This is a genomic window from Nitrospira sp. (assembly GCA_030653545.1).
In the GTDB taxonomy this organism is placed as follows: domain Bacteria; phylum Nitrospirota; class Nitrospiria; order Nitrospirales; family Nitrospiraceae; genus Nitrospira_D.
In genome coordinates this window covers 162,305-182,131 of record JAURZE010000026.1, presented here as the reverse complement: position 1 = coordinate 182,131, position 19,827 = coordinate 162,305, and the positions used below count along the sequence as shown (strand labels likewise).

Here is a 19,827-nt window from a genome sequence, read left to right as displayed (position 1 = left end):
ACTACTTGATGATTTGCTTGGCCGCTTCGACAATGGATCGCACTCCGATGCCAAAATGATCGACGAGTTCATCCGGCTTGCCGCTGTGGGGAATCGTCCGGACGGCGAGCTTATGGAGCTTCACGCCTTCCGCACTCACCGCGCTCAACACGGCATCGCCGAGTCCGCCGTGCGCGTAGTGGTCTTCGACGGTGAGGAGACGGCCGTGGGTCGCGCGGGCGCTGGCGATGAGGGTGGCTTGGTCGATCGGAGCGATGCTGTAGAGATCGACGACGCGCACGGCGATGCCCGCGGCTTTCAATTGATCGTAGGCTTTGAGGGCTTCAAATAATGTCACGCCGGCGGCCACGATCGTCAGTACATCACCGGCGCTTTGGCGGATGACTTTGCTTCCCCCGATCGGGAATGTCTCTTCCGGTCCATAGAGTACCGGGGATTTCGGGCGTCCGGCACGGATGTAGACCATCCCTTTGTGGTTGGCCGCGGCTTCGACCAGACGATAGGTGCAAGTGGCGTCTGAAGGATAGAGGACGACGACGCCTGGCTGTGCCGCCATCATCGCAATATCCTCAAGCCCCATTTGCGAAGGACCGTCTTCGCCGATGCTGACGCCCACGTGGGTGCCGACCAGCTTGATGTTGGATTGACTGATAGCCGCCATCCGGATGAAGTCGTACGCGCGGGTGAAGAAGGCCGCGAATGTAGCGACGAAGGGAACTTTTCCGCAGGCGGCGAGGCCCGCAGCCGCGCCCAGCATGTTCTGTTCGGCGATGAAGTTTTCGAAGAATCGATTCGGAAACTTCTTGCCAAATTTGTCCGTGTAGGTGGAATTCTTGACGTCGGCATCGAGGCCGACCACGGCGGAGTGTGCTCCGCCTAACGCCTCAAGTGCGACGCCAAAAGCTTCACGGGTCGCGGCGGCCTCGCCTACTTTATAGGGTGAAGGCGGCAGCGCAGATGTGGTCGCCGGCGCCGGCGTGGCGGCGGCGGGCCGGTTGATCTGCACGGTTCCGTTGCCGGGTTTCAGCTGCCTGGTCAATTCATCGATCGCCTTTTGGGTTTCCTCTCCCTTGGGCACCGGTTTCCCGTGCCAGCTGGGGCTGTCTGCCATGAAGGAAAGCCCGTGTCCCTTGAAGGTCTTGGCTAAGATGACGGTCGGTTTCCCTTTTGTGCGGGACGCCTCATCAAAGGCGGCCACGAGCGCGGCGATATCATGACCGTCGACCACGATGGCGTGCCAGCCGAATCCTGACCAGCGGGCGCGATAGCCTTCCATATTATGCTGCAACATGGTGGGATCGCTTTGCCCCAGCCGGTTCACATCGACGATGGCGCAAAGATTATCCAGGCCGTGATGCCGAGCCACTTCAGCCGCTTCCCAATTTGATCCTTCGACAGACTCGCCATCGCCCATTAGAACGTAGGTTCTGTGGTCAAGCTTATCGATGGACTTCGCGTTCAGGGCAATGCCGATACCGACAGGAAGTCCTTGCCCCAGCGAGCCGGTGGCCATGTCTACGAATGACAGGCGGGGAGTTGGGTGACCCTCAAGATCAGATGCCAATGTCCGCAACTTCAAGAGGTCGCTTTTGGGGAACAGTCCTGCTTCGGCCCAGGCGGCGTAGAGGAGGGGAGCGGCGTGTCCTTTTGAGAGGACGAATCGATCACTGTTGGGCGCTTTGGGGTTCTTCGGGTCGTAACGCATTACGGAGAAGAAGAGTGTCGCCACGATGTCGGCAGCGGAGCAGCAGCTCGATGGATGGCCGCTGGCCGCTTCAGATGTGGCGCGGACGCTTTCGATACGGAGTTGCGTGGCCTTGTTATGGAGGGTATTGAGGGACTCTGGGGACAGGGCTGCACTGGCCATCGGAACTCCTTTCAGGAATTGAACGCGTAGTAGGTTGCCGGCGCATGCTTCTCTACGTCAGAGATCGGCAGGGACGCGGCGGGGCTTGAGGCTAACAAAACGATGGAAGGGAGTCAATGAAAGGACTTGCGATCTGCTTCCTTGAGCCTCGAACGTCTCAAGGAAGCAGATCGCAAATACAAATGGATGATTCTGGCTAGGCTTGGGAGGAGGGCGTCACGGTTGAGACTTCACTCGAGCAGGCGCTCTCAAGGCCGTTGTAGGCGCTGACCGTAAAGAAGTAACGGGTGTTGGGTTGGAGATCGGAAATCGTGGCGTTCGGGGCCTCGACAAATTGGGCCGCTTCATACGAGCAAGAGCCCGACTGCCCGGGAGATTGCCGTCCGTAGTGGACGTAGTATCCGACTATCGACGAATCCTGTATCGGATTCCATGCGAGTGAGGCTGTCGGGAGTGCCGAGCTTGAGGAGGTTGAGACGGCAGGCGCTCCGTCCCCGCCGCCACCGCAACCGGTTAGCAGCATGTAGGCCGTCAGCAACGTGCATGTGGACAACGTACGCATAGATTGGCTTCTCAATTCATTGCTCATGTAAGGGGGTTCTTTCTACTTGATTGACGGCTGGAGCTACAACATCAAAATGTCGAACGGTGCGGACTGTTCTCTGCAGGCGTTGAGCTAGCGCTCAGTGCAACAGCTGCCATGATGAGTAAAATAAACAGGATCATTACTTCTTACTCCCGCATTGATGGATCTACCATTTAGCAATACATAGGCCAAGAATAAACTTGTCTTTATTCAGCGTGAATATGGGGGTTTCTGAATGGAGTTCTTTCTCTGCCTTGTAAAGTTTGAATGATTTGACCTTCAGGTGGACGAGTATCTTGAGAGATTTTACGGCAATCTCTCATTCTGGCTGTGTAGGGATAAGCCTTCACTCCTACACATGTATTATCGAATTAGGGAGTGTGTGATTGAGTGTGGACGGCAATGGGAGGAGGGGGATTCGTAGGCGCTAGATTTTGGATTGTGAGGCGGCCCTCTCTTGAAAATACCGATAGAGAAGCACGGCGTTGAGCAGGACGACGATCGAAAGAATACTATAAGTGGTGAAGGTGCTTGCGAGATTCAGCTCGACGAGAACTCGTGAAAGTCCAAATCCGACGACGACGGCGTCAAAGCTCATGCAGAGCCGCCGAAATGTTTCAGGGTCCATCCAACGGATCAAGAATACGCCGAGCGGAATACCCAGTAAGACGCTTGGCACGATGTAGGGCATGACCTTCATGCTCTCAACGCTGTAAAACCCGATGATGCCGTAGGCGATGGCGGTCAGCGTCGCTTCAGCGACTCGGATCACGCCCAGGGCCGCGCGAAAATCCTGCTTTTCATATCCTTGATTATTGAACAGCAGCGCCAGCGGTGGTCCGGAGATGGTCGTGACAGAATAGAGCGTGCCGATGCCGACCCCGAACGGGACCCCGATGGTTTTTTCTGCTTTGATCGGTTTGCGGATGCCGGCCGCTTGAAGCAGAATCAACGGGAGCAGCATGAAGTAGGTGACGAACTTTACCCAGGCCGGTTGCACCATCGAGAGGATGTAGCTACCGATGGCGACCCCCATGGCGAGGCCGATCAGGATCGGCACGACACGCCGGAAAATATTGGGTATGTTTTGGCGATTGAGAAAGAGGACATAACTATTCAGGACCAGCTCCACGAGCACCATGGCCGGATTCAAAATACGATTCGTATAGAACAGCAGGGCAACCGGCATGGTAATCGAGGAGAAGCCGTAGCCCAGCGCGCCATTGACGGTCGCGGCGACGAAAGTAATGAGAACGAGGACGATCTGATCCATGGTTATCCTCTGCGATGGCTTGCTGCAAAATCATTGAGCGTACAATTATCTAGGATGCCGGCAATGGCATCGCGGACCGGACCCATCACATGTTGGACCGGGCACTCGGCCTTGTCCGTATAGGGGCAATCCCGACATTTTTGATAGGCGGTCTTGCTCACGCAGCCGATGGGGGCAAGCGGACCGTCCAGGATGCGGATCACTTGCCCGACAGTGATGTCACCAGGGGGCTTGATCAAGGTATAGCCGCCTTTGAGACCTCGCCGACTGGCCAGCAATCCCGCCCGTTTCAGTGCCAGAAGGATTTGCTCTAAAAACTCGATCGGGATGTGTTGGCGTTTGGCAATTTGATGCCGCTGCAATGTCGTTTGCTCGTAGGCAAGCGTGAGCTCAATGAGGGCTCGGAGGCCATATTCGCTTTTCTTGGAAAGCTTCACGCCTTGTCTTTCTAAAATGAATTGACTTAGTCAAGTTTCGCCACATTAATCGAGGTCGATGAGATCCGTCAAGCTCCCGGTTCCGTTTACGATCTGGATTTCCTCAAAGGGATGTGGCGAAGCCTCATTCTCTTTTCATTGCGATAACACGATGCAACTCTTTGATCCATGAGGGAATGTTGCTTGACAGTATGAAAGCATTCTTGTTAGCTTGGCACGCTATTTTTCTCCAGCGGCAACCGGTGAGTCTTCTTTAGAATCAATCATTGGACCATTGTGAATTATCAGGACCTCATTCTGACGTTAAGCAGGTTTTGGGCGGATCGAGGCTGCGTCATTCAGCAGCCGTACGATATGGAAATGGGGGCCGGAACCTTTCACCCGGCTACCTTCCTGCGCTCCCTCGGTCCCGAACCCTGGCGGGCGGCCTATCCGCAACCTTGCCGTCGACCCACGGACGGCCGCTACGGGGAAAACCCGAACCGCATGCAGCATTACTATCAGTACCAGGTGGTGCTGAAGCCGGCCCCCGACAATATCCAAGAGCTCTACCTCGAAAGCCTTGCGCAACTAGGGATCAACCCCAAACAGCACGATATTCGATTTATCCAAGATGACTGGGAGTCCCCGACGCTCGGAGCCTGGGGGTTGGGATGGGAAGTCCGTCTGGATGGGATGGAGATAACCCAGTTCACCTATTTCCAGGAAATCGGCGGGATCGAGCTGGCGCCCATCACCGGTGAGATCACCTACGGGACGGAACGCATTGCGATGTATCTGCAGCAGGTCAACAATGTCTATGACCTGGCCTGGACCGATCAGATCAAGTACGGCGACATCCATCATGAAACCGAAGTCCAGGGTTCCCGCTACAACTTCGAAGAAGGCGATGTGGCGATGTTGATGCAGGCGTTTCAATCGCACGAGGCCGAATGTAAGCGGTTGCTCGCGCAGACCGAGAAGCGCTTAACGTTGCCGGCCTACGACTACTGCATCAAGTCCTCGCACGTATTCAATATGCTCGACGCGCGCGGTGCCATCAGTGTGGCGGAGCGCACCGGCTACATTGCCCGGGTCCGGGCGCTGGCCCGGCAATGCGCGGAACGGTACATCGAAGAACGGGCTGCCATGGGGCATCCCCTCATGGCTCGTGGGACAAAGCAGGGGACTCAATCCACCGGTCGCTCGCGATCGGCCGCTGCAAACAAGCGGTCTTAATTGGCTGAGAAATTGTCTATGCCGAAAGCTCAGAAACCATCTCGCGACAGTGGATCCACGAAGAAGGGGAGCCGGCGATCTGCTCCGGCGACCGCGGAGTTGCTGCTGGAGATCGGGGTCGAAGAGCTGCCCTATCAGTTCATCAGTCCCGCATTGACCCGATTGAAAGAGTCCGCTGAACAGTTGTTGGCGGAGCAACGACTTACCTTTCAGGCCGTCCGGACACTCGGAACTCCCCGAAGGCTGACGCTCGTCGTTGAGGGACTGGTTACGCAACAGGCCTCCGTCATGAAGGAGGCCATGGGGCCGTCCAAAGCGGTGGCATTCGATCAGGCTGGACAGCCGACCAGGGCCGCTGTCGGCTTTGCCGCGGGGCAAGGTGTGGCGGTAGGGGATTTGGAGGTTCGACAGACACCGAAAGGCGAGTATCTCTTCGCGGTGAAGCGTGAAGAAGGACGTCCTTCTAAAACGGTGCTCACAGAACTCTTGCCGCAGCTCGTGGCCAAGTTGTCATTCCCCAAAGCGATGAAGTGGAACGAAGCGGGTGTGCGGTTTGCCCGGCCGGTGCGATGGCTGGTCGTGCTCTTCGGCGGCGCGGTGCTTCCGATCGAGGCCGCCGGGATCAAGGCGGGGAACCGGACGCGGGGTCACCGGGTGCTCGGCTCGAAGCAGGGGGTCGTCGTCAAGGATTGTGCGACCTATGTGAAAGCGCTGGAGAAAGACGGCGCCATTCCTGACCCGGAACGCCGTCGGGCCATCATAGCCGAGCAGATTTCGACGTTGTGCAAGAAGACGGGATTTGTGCTGAACCAAGACGACGCATTGCTCGACCAGGCGGTGTATACGACGGAATGGCCGTACGCGATCATCGGGTCGTTCAAGGATACGTATCTTGATGTCCCCGAAGAAATTCTGATCACCTCAATGAAGGAACACCAGGGCTTTTTCTCGCTCCGTCATAAGACGACCGGGAAGCTGGTGGCGCATTTCATTGCGGTGGCCAACAATCGAGTCAAGGACATGGGCCTCATCCGTGAAGGCAATGAGCGGGTGCTGGCGGCGCGTTTGGCCGATGCCAAATTTTTCTACGACGATGACCGGACAACGCCACTACAGGAACGAGTCGCCAAACTTGCCGGGGTTACCTTTCATCAAAAAATCGGGACCATGGGGCAGAAGCAGGCGCGCATTGCTGCCCTGGCGGTTTCGCTCGCTCGGCTGGCAGGTCTGAACGAATCCGTTATAAAGAATTGTGAACGGGCGGGCGCATTGTGCAAGGCGGATCTGCTGACCGGCATTGTCGGAGAGTTTCCTGAATTGCAGGGTGTGATGGGCGGCTACTACGCGCGGCACGACGGTGAAGCGCCGGCAGTGTGCCTGGCGATCCTCCAACAGTATCGGCCCCAGTCGATGGAGGGCGCGATCCCCGAGTCGATCGAAGCGCAGGTCTTGTCGCTGGCCGACCGGTTGGACAGCCTCGCATCCTTCTTCCATGTCGGCATGGTGCCGACGGGTTCGGAAGATCCCTTTGCGCTGCGTCGTCATGCCACGGCAGTGGTGCGTATTCTCTTGGAAGGTAGCGTCCGATTGAACCTGGGCCGTGCCATCAGTGAAGCGCGTACCATTGTGGAGGCGGCAGGAGTCAAGGCTGGTTCGAATCAGGGGGACGGCCAGCAGCGGCTGGTCGACTTTGCATTTGAACGCGTCCGTCACTATGCCCGCACCGTCCACGGGTTGCGGGACGATGTCGTGAATGCCGTCGTGAGTGTGACCGATCGTCAGTCGTTCGACCTGCGGGACCTCCTGGCCAAGATGCAGGCATTACAAGCGGTGACCAGCCGGCCGGAGTTCGATCCGTTGATCGTGGGATTCAAACGTGCGCATCGCTTGGTTGAAAAGGAGCAGTGGGATCGTCAGCCGGTCGCCTCAGCCGTCTTTCAACATGCCGCCGAGTCCGCTCTGCATAAGGCGGTGTCCGAGGAGCGGGAACGGATGGGGACCTCGATGCAGGCGAGCGACTACGGCAAGGCGCTGGAATCACTGGTGTGCCTGAAGCCGGCCATCGACGCCTTCTTTGCCGCGGTCATGGTGAATGCCGACGACAAAGCGGTGCGCAGCAATCGGCTCTCGCTCTTGAAGGATGTGGATGACTTCTTCATGTCATTCGCGGACTTTTCCCAGATTGTGGTACAAGGGAGTTAGTCGAGGCATGGAGCTATGGTGCAGGATTTCCCATCGCAGGTTGGCCTGGCAGAGGCGGGGAATGATGCAGTGCGTTCCATCCGCGTGCAGCGGTATACGCGGGTCATCACGATTGTCCTGATCGTATTATGCAACGGGATTTTCCTGCTCGGCATATGGGCGAGCGGCGTCAACCTGGATGAGCTCGTCAAGACGCAGGATCAGTTCCATCCGCAAGACGACGTGTGCCTTCGTCTCAGTTGGCAGCGTCTCGCCGGATCGGCTGAGCCGATCCGTCTCTGCTCCGAATGGATCAATCTCTCGGATCCGACAGGCAAGCCTCATGTGCTGGACAAAAACACCAAAGTACGGCAGGGTTCTGATGGGCGCTATTACGTGGATCATGGCATCAAGGCTGATTTTCGCCTCGTGGGATTTGTCGGATTTGTCGCGGCGGTCATCGTCTTCGGGATGTTGACGCGGCGGTATCTGGTCAATCGGTATCGGCATCAACTTGAATTGGCTGCAGGCAGACCAGTCGTCTAGGTTCAGTGGTCGATCGCAAAGGAGAGCAGGCGTGGCAAAGAAATACGTGTACTACTTCGGAGACGGCAAGGCAGAAGGCACGTCCAACATGAAGGAGTTGCTGGGCGGCAAAGGCGCGGGTCTGGCCGAGATGACCAACCTGGGCATCTCCGTGCCGCCCGGATTCACCATTACGACAGAAGCCTGCGTGGAGTACTACAAGCTGGGGAAGAAGTATCCGCCCGGGATGTGGGAGACGGCGTTGGCGTCACTCAAGCGGGTGGAACGGTCGATGGGGATGGGATTCGGCGATCCGGAACGGCCGTTGTTGGTCTCCGTGCGGTCCGGTGCGCGCGCGTCGATGCCGGGGATGATGGACACCGTCCTCAACGTCGGCCTGACGCTGAAGACGGTCGAAGGTCTCGCCGCCAAGACGAAGAACGAACGATTCGCGCAGGACAGCTATCGCCGGTTCATCACGATGTTCGGCAGTATCGTCATGGGAGTGCCGCGCGAGCATTTCGAAGCCATTCTGAATCACAAGAAAGAAGAAATGGGCGTGAAGCACGAGACTCAGCTCGATGCGCGCGCCTTACGCGATCTCGTGGAACGCTTCAAGTCGCTGGTCAAGGAAGAGACTGGCAAAGGGTTCCCGGACGACCCGAATGAGCAGCTGAAGCTGGCGATCGATGCCGTGTTCTCATCCTGGAACGGCGCGCGTGCCATCACCTACCGCCGGCTGAACGGGATTCCGGATCACTGGGGCACGGCGATCAATGTCGTGGCCATGGTGTTCGGGAACATGGGCGACACCAGCGGCACCGGCGTGGCCTTTACCCGCGACCCCAATACAGGTGAGCGGAAGTTCTTCGGTGAGTGTCTGATGAACGCGCAGGGCGAAGATGTGGTGGCCGGCATCCGGACGCCGCTGCCGGTCACGGAGTTGGGCCGGACCGTGCCTCCCGCCTACAAAGAGCTGGAACATACTTACAAGCGCCTCGAGAAACATTACCGCGACATGCTCGACCTGGAGTTTACGATCCAGGAGGGCAAGCTCTACATGTTGCAAACGCGTGTCGGGAAACGGACCGGCATCTCTGCCGTGCGGATCGCCGTCGAAATGGTCAAAGAAGGGTTGATCACCAAGCGCGAGGCGGTGCAGCGTGTCGGTCCGGATCAGCTTTCGCAGTATCTCTATCCGATCTTCGATACCCAGTCTGAAGCTGGTTCAACACCGCTGGGCAAGGGACTGCCGGCCGGGCCCGGAGCGGCGGCGGGAAAGATCGCGTTGACGCCGGATCGCGCCGTGGAAATGAAGGCGTCCGGGCAACGGGTTGTTCTGGTCCGCGATGAAACCAGCCCCGACGATATTCATGGCATGAATGCCGCCACCGGCTTCGTGACCGCGCGCGGCGGGATGACCTCCCATGCGGCGGTCGTCGCGAGGCAGATGGGCAAAGTGTGCGTGGCCGGCTGCGAAGCGGTCGAAGTCATCGACAATCAATCGGTGCGGATCGGCTCGAAAGTGTTCCGTGAGGGCGACTATCTGTCTGTGAACGGGTCCACCGGCAATGTGTATGACGGCGATATTCCCGTCATGGAATCCGAGATCATTCAAGTGGTGCAGGGGAAGCTGGATGCGAAGCAGTCGCAGAAGTATCAGCTCTTCGCGACCATCCTCTCCTGGGCGGACAGCGTGCGGACGATGAAGGTGCGGGCGAATGCCGATGTGCCGGATCAGGCCAAGATCGCCAGGGGGTTCGGCGCCGAAGGGATCGGGCTCTGCCGTACGGAACACATGTTCTTCGCGGAAGACCGTATTCCGATCATGCAAAAAATGATTCTGGCCCGGACGAAAGAAGATCGGGAAAAGTATCTGGAGCAGTTGTTGCCGCTGCAGAAGCAAGACTTCATCGGACTCTATCGTGAGATGGAGGGATTCCCCGTCACCATTCGCTTGCTCGATCCGCCGCTGCACGAGTTTTTGCCGAAGCGCGAAGAGCTGATGGTGGAAATCGCCCAGCTGGAGTTGACCGGCAAGGACGGAGTGAAGCTGGAGGAACAGCGCCGGTTGCTGGCCCGCGTCGAGGAGCTGCATGAATTCAATCCGATGCTGGGACTGCGCGGCTGCCGGCTGGGCATTACGATGCCGGAGATCACGCGCATGCAGGCGCGCGCCATTATCGAGGCGGCCTGTGAGCTGGCGAAGGAAGGCAAGAAGATCGTGCCGGAAATCATGATTCCGCTGGTGGGCATGGTGGCGGAAATGAAGTCGCAGAAGGATCTCATTCGCGAAGTCGCGCAGGAGACCATGAAACGGTACGGCGTGAAGCTCTCGTACCTCGTCGGGACGATGATCGAATTGCCCCGCGCTGCCGTGACCGCTGAACGGATCGCGGAAGAAGCCGAGTTCTTCTCCTTCGGCACGAACGATCTCACCCAGACGACCTTCGGATTTTCCCGTGACGACGCCGCGAAGTTCATCGACCACTATCGCACCGTGAAGATCATGGATGCGGATCCGTTTGCCACGCTCGATCGTGAAGGCGTCGGATCGTTGATGAAAACCGCGATTGCCGGCGGGCGCAAGTCGCGACCCGGGATCAAGCTGGGGATTTGCGGCGAACACGGCGGCGATCCGAGCTCCGTCGAATTTTGCAATCAGCTGGGGTTGGACTATGTGAGCTGTTCGCCGTTCCGCGTGGCGATTGCTCGGTTGGCTGCCGCTCAGGCGGCACTCGCCCAAGCAGACGCGAAGCCGGTGGCATCCAAGAAACCCGTGGCGGCGCGTGTCAAGACGGTGAAATCCGCGAAGGTCTCGAAGGCCTCGAAGTCTCCGAAATCTGTGAAGCGGGCCAAGCCGGCGCCCAAGAAGCCTTCAGCCAGCCGCAAGAAACGGTGACGGACCGGACACGAGATCTCCACTATATGACGTTGGCTCTTCGCCTTGCGGCGAAGGGCCAAGGCAAAACCAGCCCTAACCCGATGGTTGGGGCGATCGTCGTCTCCAAGGGCCGCATCGTCGGGCAAGCCTATCACCACGCAGCCGGCCAACCCCATGCGGAAGTACTCGCGCTTCGCCAAGCCGGATTTCTGGCGCGCGGAGCGACGCTCTACGTGACCCTCGAACCCTGCAGCCATCTGAAGAAACGCACTCCACCTTGCGTGCCGGCGGTGATTCAATCCGGCGTGCATCGCGTTGTGGTCGCCATGCGCGACCCCAATCCGGCGGTCAGTGGGAACGGCCTCGCGCAACTGCGCCGAGCCGGATTGGCCGTCACGGTCGGGGTTGCGCGGAAGGATGCGGAGGCGCTCAATCGGGCCTATTGTCATTGGATCGTCAACGAGCGGCCTTACGTGACGCTCAAGGCGGGGATGACCCTGGATGGACAGATCGCAACCGCGCGTGGCGAGTCCCAGTGGATTACGGGGCTGTCATCGCGGCAGGAGGTTCATCGTCTGCGTAGTGCGATGGACGCCGTGATTGTGGGCATCGGGACGGTACAGAAAGATAACCCGTCCTTGACGGCGCGCAACGCGCCCGGTCTGACGGCTCTGGCCGCGACCCAGCCGACGAGGATCGTGGTCGATAGTTCTTTGCGTATCGCGCGCTCAGCTAAAATCCTCACGCAACAGTCTCGTTCGAAGACGATCATCGCCACGACGAAGGCTGCCTCACAAGCCCGATGTCGGGCCCTCGAACGACAGGGGATCGAAGTGCTGCAGTTGCCGAGTCGCGGTGGCCATGTGTCGCTGAAACATCTGATTGCGGCGCTGGGAAAACGCGGGATGGCCTCGGTCATGGTCGAGGGAGGCGGAGAGTTGAACGAAGCGTTCTTCAAGGCCAAGCTGGTGCATCATGTTCAACTGTATGTCGCGCCGACCCTGTTGGGCGGGGCCGCATCGAAAGGCGTGATCGGGGGAGCGGGGCCTCGTCGGCTGGCCGATGCCTGGAAATTGAGACAGATGCGCACCAGGGTGCTCGGGACGGATGTCGTGGTCGAAGGCGACGTATAGCAGGATGCTGAAAAAGTCCGTCAGCGGCGTTCTCGCCGCGCTCAGAGGCTCCACGTACCACACAGAGTACGCCTCGCCTCTTCGCTTGCTGCGGCCTTGCTGGGCGGCCTTTTTGAGCATCCTGCGGTGGTTCTTGGCTCGACCTTATCCTGAAGACCGCTACCGTAATTGTAGAGCGATGAGGAATCTTTTTACTATCAGGCAAGCGGCTCAGTACGTGTGTTCCCTGCTGGTCTGGTGTTGCCTTGCCGCAGCGGGCGAGCCGGTCTGGTCTGCTGAGCCCCAGCCTGCGAATCAGCCGCTCGCGGCCGACGTCTTTTCTTACCTCGACGAAGCGGATAGCACGAAAGCGGAAGTCGTGCTGCAACGACTACTCGCCAATCCTGACGCGACGATTGACCTGATCAGCCGCGCCATCCAGACCGGGCGAACCTATCAGGCCATGCCGGTCGGGACGATGGCGGAGGAACGGATTGCGGTGCGCGAGCGTACGTATCACTATGCGCTCTCGGTTCCGCTCACCTATCAGCCCAGCAAGGGATATGGACTGGTCGTCTGTCTGCACGGGGCGGGGTTTTCCGGTGAGGCCTATCTTGAACGATGGCAGAATCGCTTAGGCGATGACTATATTCTCGTTTGTCCGACCTATCCGTCCGGCGCCTGGTTTACCAGGCAAGCGGAGGACCTCGTGCTGGCCGTCATCGAACGGGTGCAGGCGCAGTATCACGTCGATCCGGACCGGGTGTTTCTCACGGGCATGTCGAACGGCGGGATCGGCACCTGGTTGATCGGGATGCATCATGCGCAACGGTTTGCCGGTCTGGCTCCGATGGCCAGCGGCCTCGACGGCGTCCTCATGCCGTTTCTTGCCAACTTGCGGAGCACGCCGGTCTACATCATTCATGGCGCGAAAGATCAGGTGATGCCGGTGGAGTTGAGCCGGACGATTTCGCGCGAGCTCGCGGCGATCGGCTATCCCCACATCTATCGTGAACATGAACGCGAGCATCCGATGGCCGGCGGGCATTTCTTTCCGCGCGAAGAGTTGCCGGACCTGGTGACCTGGATGAACGCACAACACCGGAACCCGTTGCCGACCGCGCTGACGGTGGTCCGTGAGGCCAGTCATTTTCAACCGTTCGGCTGGGTGCGAATCGACGCGACCGATCCGATCGCCGCCTTTGCGGACGATCTGGTGTCAAAGCGCGATGAGTTGACCAGGAAGAAGCGCTACGCCAGGCTGGATGCCTCAGTGACCGCGTCCAATCGTATCGAAGTCGAGGCCGGGCTCGTGCAACGCTACACGTTGTTTCTGAACGATCAATTGGTGGATGTCTCCAAGCCGGTCACCGTCGTGACGAACAAGCAGGTCTCATTCGAAGGAATGGTCACGCCGTCGGTCGAGACGCTCCTGCGCCAGGCGCGGGCGCGCAAAGATCCGCGGCAACTCTTTACGGTGCAGCTGCCCATTCAGGTGTCGAAGCCCGCGCCATGAGCAGGGTCGTTGCTATCCGGATCGACGTCCGTGTGATCGTCTTGTTGTGCGTCCTTGTCGGCATCCTGCCTCAGCCTGTGTTCGCAGAGCCCTGCTGGCTTGCTTCTCAGCATGCGGGCGTCGCGTTCCCTGTCGAGCGACTCGATCCTGCCTGGGTCTGCCGTCTCCAGCTGATCATCGATGACTTTACAACCGCCAACAAAGTCGGGCCGGTGCTGACGCCGCTGCCGGAGTCGGTCTATGTGTATTTGTTGGATCGGCCGCCCATCGCTGCGGCGCTCGTGAATCGCCTGGAGTTAGGGCTGTATAAAGCCGAGGCGCGGGGGTCCGGCCGCTATTGGGGGGACGACGGTGAAGGGACGGTAGGATTGGTCGAACTGGTCTATCAGGATCCGCGTCATCGCCTGTATTATCTGGAAGGGTCGCACCACAGTACACTGCTGCCGCACTTGACCGGCAAGGCTGTCGTGATGCTCAGCATGGCGGAGGTGAAGGATACTGCCGGTCAGGAGGCCGTCGAAACGACGCTGGTGTCCTATACCAGGCTGGATAATCGAGTCTTGGCCGGACTCGTGTCGCTGCTGCGTCCGCTGGTCGGGCGCACGGTCTCTCGCAAACTGATGAAGGGGGTGGACGCAGTGAATCGGTTAGGGATGGAAATGCGGCGGCATCCTGATCGTGTCCTCTTTGAGGCGACCGATCCGCCACCGTTAGCGCCTGAGGACGTAGCTTTCTTGAAACAGGCGCTGGCTGGTATGCCCAGGATCGGCAACATCCATGAAAAAGGACCGGCCTCTCGATGACATCATCGCGCAGCTTTCTCCTCATCTGCACCGTCGGGATTTTTTGCTTTATCAGCTACAACATGGTGCGCATGCCCGTGTTGGCCTTGTTCGCCGAGCATCTCGGGGCAGGCCCCGAACGGATCGGGCTGATCGTGTCAGTGTCGACCTTGACCGGGGTGCTGCTCAAGCTGCCATCCGGCGCTTTGTCGGATATCTACGGCCGGAAGTTTTTGTTGCGCATCGGGGTTGTGGCGTTCGGCTTGCCGCCGTTTCTCTATCTCTTCATCACGGACCTGAATAGCCTGACGATCCTGCGGTTCGTGCATGGGTTGGCGACGGCCATCTTTGCCCCGAGTGCACTGGCGACAGTGGCGGAACTATACCGTGAACGCCGGGGGGCGGCGCTGGGGACCTACACGGCTTGCACACAGTCGGGGGCGCTGCTCGGGCCGTTTATCGGCGGGTATCTTGCCCATGTCGCAGGCTTCGATTTCGCGTTCGTGACTGCCGGGGTCTGCGGCTGTATCGCGATCGTGCTGTTTTACAGTATGCATTTGGATGTGGCGACGCCGCGCGTGCAGCAGAAGGGGATGCGGCCGCTGCTGGCGGAGATGTGGAAGGGATTCGTGATTGTGGCGCGGAACCGCAAGGTGCTCATCACCAGCGCGACCGACGGCGCCAAGATGATCGCCAACGGCGCGCTCATGGCGTTCCTTCCGCTCTATGGGCTCACGGTGGGGTTGAATCCTGGCGAGGTCGGGCTCTTGTTCAGTGTGCAGGCCGGCACATCATTCTTCTCCAAGCCGATCATGGGACGCGTATCCGACCGGGTGGGGCGGCAGCCCTTGATCATCATCGGCCTGCTGATCTGCGCGGCCACGTTCGTCTGTATGCCGCATGTCTCAATCTTTGCTGGGTTGCTGTTGCTCTCGGCCGGATTCGGATTCGGCGAAGCCGTCGTGTCGTCTTCCTCCTCCGCCTTCGTGGCGGATAGTTCGGAGTTCAAGACGTTGGGGGCTGGAATGGGCATGCAGGGCACCATCGGCGACATCGGCCACGCGAGCGGACCGTTGCTGGCAGGTATTCTGATTGCCAATATGAGCTACGCTGGGGCCTTCACGATCATCGCGAGCCTGCAAGTCGCCGCCGCCGGAGTCTTCTGGCTGACGATGAGGAACCGCTAAGCTGGTGCTATAATGGCGCCGCGAGCGCGATTGTTGGACATTATCGTGAGGAGAGACGGATGTTCACCGGCATTGTCGAAGAAATGGGCGCAGTGATTTCGCTGGAGAAGACACTGGCCGGGACGAGGATGACGCTGCTGGCGTCGACCGTCATGAGCGATCTCAAGATCGGCGACAGTGTGAGTGTGAACGGGATCTGTCTCACAGCGATTTCCAAAAGCGACAGCAGTTTTACGGTGGAAGTGTCTCCTGAGACACTCTCGGTGACGACGCTGGGTCTGCTTACGGCAGGAACGCCCGTGAATCTCGAACGGGCCATGAAGCTGAGCGAGCGCATCGGCGGGCATCTGGTCGCCGGGCATGTCGATGGTGTCGGAACGATTCGCAGCCGGCAGCAAGACGGGAATGCCGTGATCTTCACCATCGAAGCGCCGCCAGACATTCTGCGCTACTGTGTCGTGAAGGGTTCGATCACGGTCGATGGCATCAGCCTCACAATTAATGAGGTCAGCAACCACGGATTCTCCATCGCCATCATTCCGCATACCGCCAAAGTCACAACGTTGGGCCTCAAACAGGTCAACGATCCCGTCAATCTCGAATCCGACCTCATCGGCAAATACGTCGAACGCCTTCTCCAAGAGCGGGGGCAGGTGGCGCCAAAACCGACCCCTGTCATCGATAAAGACTATCTGCAAAAACGTGGGTTGATTTGACGCCCTCAGCGGTCCTGCGTACGTTCTGTGCTTACGTTCTTCGGCGGCCCCTGATAATACCTCGTTACTTTCCCCTCCTTCGTAAGGAGGGGCGAGGGGAAGTCGAGGTTTTGCCAGGCACACGGGATCAACGCGAGTGCGTCTGCTTGACCTATGCCGCGTAGCGGAATAGACTGACGCCGATGATACGCTCATTCCGGTCAAAGGCGACCGAGTCGTTGTTTGCCGATGAAGATGTGCCGAGCTTTCACGCATTTGAGCGGATAGCCAGACGAAAGCTGTTGCTGCTCCATCGGGCGAAATCACTGGATGATCTGCGCGTTCCCCCAGGAAATCGCTTGGAAGCCTTGCGTGGAAACCGAAAGGGGCAGTACAGCATTCGAATTAACGATCAGTGGCGGATTTGTTTTGTGTGGGCTCAGGGCGATGCCCGTGATGTCGAGATTGTGGACTACCATTGAGGTGCACTATGGCGCGCAAACGGTTGCTGGAGCCGATACATCCAGGTGAAATTTTGTTCGAAGAGTTCATGAAGCCAATGGACATCAGTATCAATCGGCTTGCCCGCGAGATCCATGTGTCGCCAGGTAGGATTAGCGCGATCGTCAATGGAAAGCGCGCCATCACAGCCGATACCGCGCTTCGGCTCAGCCGGTATTTGGGAACGTCGTCGGATCTCTGGATCGGACTCCAGGGGGAGTTTGACCTGCGAGTGGCCAAGCGTACGATTGGGCCAGAAATCGAGCGGCATATCCAGCAGTATGTTGCCTGAGGGCACATGTCCAAAAGTGGCGACGTTGGGCCTCAAGCAGGTGAATGATCCCGTCAATCTCGAATCCGACCTCATCGGCAAATATGTCGAACGCCTGCTCCAAGAGCGAGGGCAGGTGGCACCGAAGCAAACCCCCGTGATCGATAAAGACTATCTCCAGAAGCGGGGATTGATCTGAAGTTTGAAGGGGCCATAGTGGCGCGGTATACGGACAGAAGTTTGCAGATCCGGCTCCTATACGGATCGGCCTAAACATTGTTGGGCTCAGAATAGGGGTGCCGTGCTTCTATATAAATACAAACCTCCGTCACCATTGGAATACTTGCTCGATATCATAATGCATGAGCGTCTGTACTGCGCCGAATACGGTGAGCTTAATGATCCGTTCGAGGGACAGTTCTATTCGACCGTGCCGAGGCCGTTGTGGCTCGACTTTAATTCACCAGGTGAGAAGAGGCTAAGTAGCGTTGAAGACTTAGCTGCTTGGACGGGAAACAAACGCATCTGTAGTTTGTCCGATACCTCTTCGGATATCAGGATGTGGTCGCTCTACGCGGGTAGCCACAGAGGCGTGGCGGTGGAGATAGATTTTTCCGGAATCGAGGAAAACGTGCGGAAGGTCTCATATGTTGAGAACCTGCGAGAGTGGGGCACGACTATTCTAGGTGGTGCCAGACCTGAAGAGGTCTTATCTTGCAAGACTCAGCATTGGCAGTATGAGTGTGAGCACCGCGTATTCAGTAGCAAACCGTACTTTCCCGTCGTGGGTCGTATTCGGAGAATTCTACTCGGCGCTCGAGCTACTGAGGACCTAGAAGCTGTTCTTCATAAACTTGCACCAACCGCTAAGGTAATGATGGCGACGCTGGACCACGATGGTGTCTCAGTTTGCATCTAACGGGCTACTACAGCCGATGGTCGGAACTGCAGGCTGGAGCTGATTCGGAGTGACAAAGGGTACAGCTCGCGGTTGAGAGACAGGGTGTTAGGCCCCTGATAATGATGCCACCGAAGCTCGAAAGAATTGAGGTCAGAGAACAATTTCGTCGGTCAGCGGCGTGTTATACAGGCAGAAATTAGCAGATTCCGCTCTTATGCGGATCCGTCTAAGCACTGTTAGGCCTCAGGGGGCTCGTACACGATGAACAAATATCAACGAGCCGTACTTATTGGCGTCGGCCTGATAGTCGCCATAATCCAGCTATACGGTATTGGCGAATATGGACTTGATGACAGTCGCGGCTGGGCTATTTCCTTTCTAATTTCCGCCGTCCTGTTGTTTATTGGGTTTGGATCATGGCAAGGGTTCGGTGCATTCTTGAATAAGAAGGTCATAAGGCAGATTAACCGACCGACAGAGGCACCAGTAGCAACCTCGCCGTCTCCGAAAAATACCCCAGTTCAGCCGCAGCACAACAAACCCGACAAGTACGAGTACGGCATCCACATAAGCGAACTGGATATTGCGATTGAAGCGCACAAGAACTACGCAGAGAAAACAAATCTGTTCGCCCCTCTTGAGGGAAACGGGAGGTCTCTCAACTGGAATTGTTGCGCTTCTGTCTACGCATCAATGCGATATGCAGCGCGCAAAACTGAGATGCGAGTGCACAACATGGTCTGGAACACTATCATTCGAGCAATCGTCGTGAGGATGTCAACAGAAGAGAATGAAGGTGTTGGCATGGGGGATCCCAAATACACGAAATTGGAGGAATCTGCCTGCACAGATATCGAAAGAATCAACAAAGTGGTCGAAGATGCAGTGGCTGGAAAGGGGGCCTACGAAATCGAACCAATCGTTAAGTTTCATGCAATCATGTTCGGTTCCCGCGGCGAAGCGATAAAGGCGCTGAGTGCTATGGTCTTGATGAATGCGGAGAAAGCCCAGAAGAAGATATTGCCGGAGCTCTTGGCAGATCTTTCATGAGGCCTAACAACGTCTTCAACCCGGACAACTAAAAACCGTGCGCTTCCGTCACCCCGCTTTTTTGTTGCCGGTTATGACGAGCGTTGGAAGGACGAATGGGGAAATTCTAAGTAATCTGGATGTGTGCTGGCTGGATGTGCCCGTCGAACCACTCATCGAGATCGAATGTAAAGTTTGTCAGGAAGACGCGGACTAGCGAAACCTCGCGCCCCGTTCTCAACCTTGTGCGTGGTTAAGAACGGGGATCTAACTTCAAGCGGTTATTTCACCAGAAACGTTTTTGAGACTTCGCCCGATGCGGTCGTGACGGTGAGCATCGCCAGGCCTTTGCGTCCGCCGCTGGGGACGGTTGCGGAAATCTTGCTGTCGCTCTCGATTTTGAATGTGGCGGCGTGGCCTGGTCCGAACGAAATACTGCGCAAGCAGTCGCTGTTTCCGAAGTTCGTTCCCGTAATCGTCACTTTGTCGCCGGCCTTGCCCTCATCCGGACTCACTTTCTCGATGCTGGGAGCTATGCCGAAGCAGGCCGTGGCCTTTCCGGCGGTTTCGGCGCTCTGATACTTCGTGCTGGTGGCGGTCACTTTTTTCGCTGTCGCCTTGGTGGCGGCTGAAGGCTTGGATTTGGCGGTCGGCTTTTCAGGTTCCGCCGAATAGCTTGGTGCACTGAGGGCCATCCCCAGGCCAAGCACAGCACAGAGAAACACTCTTCCCAGTAGGCTTCGATTTCGCATGACGTCTCCTCGTGTATGAGAGCTCACCGGGGGTGAGCCATCGGTGTGCGGGGTGGACTGCAGCCGCGCTTGTGGCGGCGGATCGGAACGGCTTGTCGTTTAGCAGGATG

The 19,827-nt window shown here is 57.9% G+C and carries 18 protein-coding genes; 13 read left to right on the top strand and 5 right to left on the bottom strand.

What is annotated here, in order from left to right; genetic code table 11:
* Position 1: 1 nt before the first annotated feature.
* The 4 genes from Q7U39_13865 to Q7U39_13850 all read right to left on the bottom strand — a co-directional run bounded on the left by Q7U39_13865 (position 2) and on the right by Q7U39_13850 (position 4,163).
* Entirely contained in the window at positions 2-1,867 is a 1,866-nt protein-coding gene (locus Q7U39_13865) for a transketolase (GenBank protein MDO9119040.1), read from the bottom strand.
* Positions 1,868-2,063: 196 nt separating this feature from the next.
* Complete coding sequence (locus Q7U39_13860) at positions 2,064-2,429, bottom strand: fibronectin type III domain-containing protein (protein ID MDO9119039.1); 366 nt, start codon at positions 2,427-2,429, stop codon at positions 2,064-2,066.
* Between the two features lie 451 nt (positions 2,430-2,880).
* Positions 2,881-3,726 carry a sulfite exporter TauE/SafE family protein gene (locus Q7U39_13855; GenBank protein ID MDO9119038.1) on the bottom strand — a complete coding sequence of 282 codons (846 nt, stop codon included), beginning with the start codon at positions 3,724-3,726 and terminating at the stop codon, positions 2,881-2,883.
* A gap of 2 nt (positions 3,727-3,728) precedes the next feature.
* On the bottom strand, positions 3,729-4,163 hold the full coding sequence (locus Q7U39_13850) for an Rrf2 family transcriptional regulator (protein ID MDO9119037.1): 435 nt from the start codon (positions 4,161-4,163) through the stop codon (positions 3,729-3,731).
* Between the two features lie 273 nt (positions 4,164-4,436).
* Here Q7U39_13850 and Q7U39_13845 point away from each other — a divergent pair, with 273 nt between their 5' ends.
* From Q7U39_13845 to Q7U39_13785, 13 genes are all read left to right on the top strand, one after another.
* Positions 4,437-5,381, top strand: a complete 945-nt coding sequence (locus Q7U39_13845; protein ID MDO9119036.1) for a glycine--tRNA ligase subunit alpha — start codon at positions 4,437-4,439, stop codon at positions 5,379-5,381.
* An 18-nt stretch (positions 5,382-5,399) separates the two neighbouring features.
* Entirely contained in the window at positions 5,400-7,583 is a 2,184-nt protein-coding gene (gene glyS / locus Q7U39_13840; GenBank protein ID MDO9119035.1) for a glycine--tRNA ligase subunit beta, read from the top strand.
* 15 nt (positions 7,584-7,598) lie between these two features.
* Positions 7,599-8,108, top strand: a complete 510-nt coding sequence (locus tag Q7U39_13835; GenBank protein ID MDO9119034.1) for a hypothetical protein — start codon at positions 7,599-7,601, stop codon at positions 8,106-8,108.
* Between the two features lie 31 nt (positions 8,109-8,139).
* On the top strand, positions 8,140-10,989 hold the full coding sequence (gene ppdK / locus Q7U39_13830) for a pyruvate, phosphate dikinase (protein ID MDO9119033.1): 2,850 nt from the start codon (positions 8,140-8,142) through the stop codon (positions 10,987-10,989).
* Between the two features lie 26 nt (positions 10,990-11,015).
* On the top strand, positions 11,016-12,104 hold the full coding sequence (gene ribD / locus Q7U39_13825; protein MDO9119032.1) for a bifunctional diaminohydroxyphosphoribosylaminopyrimidine deaminase/5-amino-6-(5-phosphoribosylamino)uracil reductase RibD: 1,089 nt from the start codon (positions 11,016-11,018) through the stop codon (positions 12,102-12,104).
* 178 nt (positions 12,105-12,282) lie between these two features.
* Positions 12,283-13,599: a prolyl oligopeptidase family serine peptidase gene (locus Q7U39_13820; protein MDO9119031.1), complete on the top strand. Its 1,317-nt coding sequence runs from the start codon at positions 12,283-12,285 to the stop codon at positions 13,597-13,599.
* A complete protein-coding gene (locus Q7U39_13815; GenBank protein MDO9119030.1) occupies positions 13,596-14,402 on the top strand; it encodes a hypothetical protein in 807 nt (268 codons plus the stop codon). Before Q7U39_13820 ends, Q7U39_13815 begins: the two co-directional genes overlap by 4 nt.
* Positions 14,399-15,568, top strand: coding sequence for an MFS transporter (locus Q7U39_13810; protein MDO9119029.1), 1,170 nt, complete (start codon positions 14,399-14,401; stop codon positions 15,566-15,568). The genes Q7U39_13815 and Q7U39_13810 overlap by 4 nt, the downstream gene beginning before the upstream one ends.
* 59 nt (positions 15,569-15,627) lie before the next feature.
* Complete coding sequence (locus tag Q7U39_13805; GenBank protein MDO9119028.1) at positions 15,628-16,284, top strand: riboflavin synthase; 657 nt, start codon at positions 15,628-15,630, stop codon at positions 16,282-16,284.
* Between the two features lie 182 nt (positions 16,285-16,466).
* The gene (locus tag Q7U39_13800; protein MDO9119027.1) at positions 16,467-16,745 is read left to right on the top strand and encodes a type II toxin-antitoxin system RelE/ParE family toxin; all 279 of its coding nucleotides are present in this window, start codon (positions 16,467-16,469) and stop codon (positions 16,743-16,745) included.
* An 8-nt stretch (positions 16,746-16,753) separates the two neighbouring features.
* Positions 16,754-17,056, top strand: coding sequence for a HigA family addiction module antitoxin (locus tag Q7U39_13795; GenBank protein MDO9119026.1), 303 nt, complete (start codon positions 16,754-16,756; stop codon positions 17,054-17,056).
* 16 nt (positions 17,057-17,072) lie between these two features.
* Positions 17,073-17,234, top strand: a complete 162-nt coding sequence (locus tag Q7U39_13790; protein MDO9119025.1) for a hypothetical protein — start codon at positions 17,073-17,075, stop codon at positions 17,232-17,234.
* Positions 17,235-18,197: 963 nt separating this feature from the next.
* Positions 18,198-18,986, top strand: a complete 789-nt coding sequence (locus tag Q7U39_13785) for a hypothetical protein (protein ID MDO9119024.1) — start codon at positions 18,198-18,200, stop codon at positions 18,984-18,986.
* Between the two features lie 260 nt (positions 18,987-19,246).
* Here Q7U39_13785 and Q7U39_13780 read toward each other — a convergent pair whose 3' ends face one another.
* On the bottom strand, positions 19,247-19,717 hold the full coding sequence (locus Q7U39_13780; GenBank protein MDO9119023.1) for an IPT/TIG domain-containing protein: 471 nt from the start codon (positions 19,715-19,717) through the stop codon (positions 19,247-19,249).
* Positions 19,718-19,827: the final 110 nt, after the last annotated feature.

Excerpts from the sequence above, each read along its gene's own strand:
- Q7U39_13780 (MDO9119023.1), bottom strand. The coding sequence starts at position 19,717 with ATGCGAAATCGAAGCCTACTGGGAAGAGTGTTTCTCTGTGCTGTGCTT.
- Q7U39_13805 (MDO9119028.1), top strand. The coding sequence starts at position 15,628 with ATGTTCACCGGCATTGTCGAAGAAATGGGCGCAGTGATTTCGCTGGAG.
- Q7U39_13860 (MDO9119039.1), bottom strand. The coding sequence starts at position 2,429 with ATGCGTACGTTGTCCACATGCACGTTGCTGACGGCCTACATGCTGCTA.
- Q7U39_13795 (MDO9119026.1), top strand. The coding sequence starts at position 16,754 with ATGGCGCGCAAACGGTTGCTGGAGCCGATACATCCAGGTGAAATTTTG.
- Q7U39_13835 (MDO9119034.1), top strand. The coding sequence starts at position 7,599 with ATGGTGCAGGATTTCCCATCGCAGGTTGGCCTGGCAGAGGCGGGGAAT.
- Q7U39_13855 (MDO9119038.1), bottom strand. The coding sequence starts at position 3,726 with ATGGATCAGATCGTCCTCGTTCTCATTACTTTCGTCGCCGCGACCGTC.
- Q7U39_13800 (MDO9119027.1), top strand. The coding sequence starts at position 16,467 with ATGATACGCTCATTCCGGTCAAAGGCGACCGAGTCGTTGTTTGCCGAT.
- Q7U39_13815 (MDO9119030.1), top strand. The coding sequence starts at position 13,596 with ATGAGCAGGGTCGTTGCTATCCGGATCGACGTCCGTGTGATCGTCTTG.
- Q7U39_13865 (MDO9119040.1), bottom strand. The coding sequence starts at position 1,867 with ATGGCCAGTGCAGCCCTGTCCCCAGAGTCCCTCAATACCCTCCATAAC.
- glyS (MDO9119035.1), top strand. The coding sequence starts at position 5,400 with ATGCCGAAAGCTCAGAAACCATCTCGCGACAGTGGATCCACGAAGAAG.
- ribD (MDO9119032.1), top strand. The coding sequence starts at position 11,016 with ATGACGTTGGCTCTTCGCCTTGCGGCGAAGGGCCAAGGCAAAACCAGC.
- Q7U39_13820 (MDO9119031.1), top strand. The coding sequence starts at position 12,283 with ATGAGGAATCTTTTTACTATCAGGCAAGCGGCTCAGTACGTGTGTTCC.
- Q7U39_13785 (MDO9119024.1), top strand. The coding sequence starts at position 18,198 with ATGAACAAATATCAACGAGCCGTACTTATTGGCGTCGGCCTGATAGTC.
- Q7U39_13810 (MDO9119029.1), top strand. The coding sequence starts at position 14,399 with ATGACATCATCGCGCAGCTTTCTCCTCATCTGCACCGTCGGGATTTTT.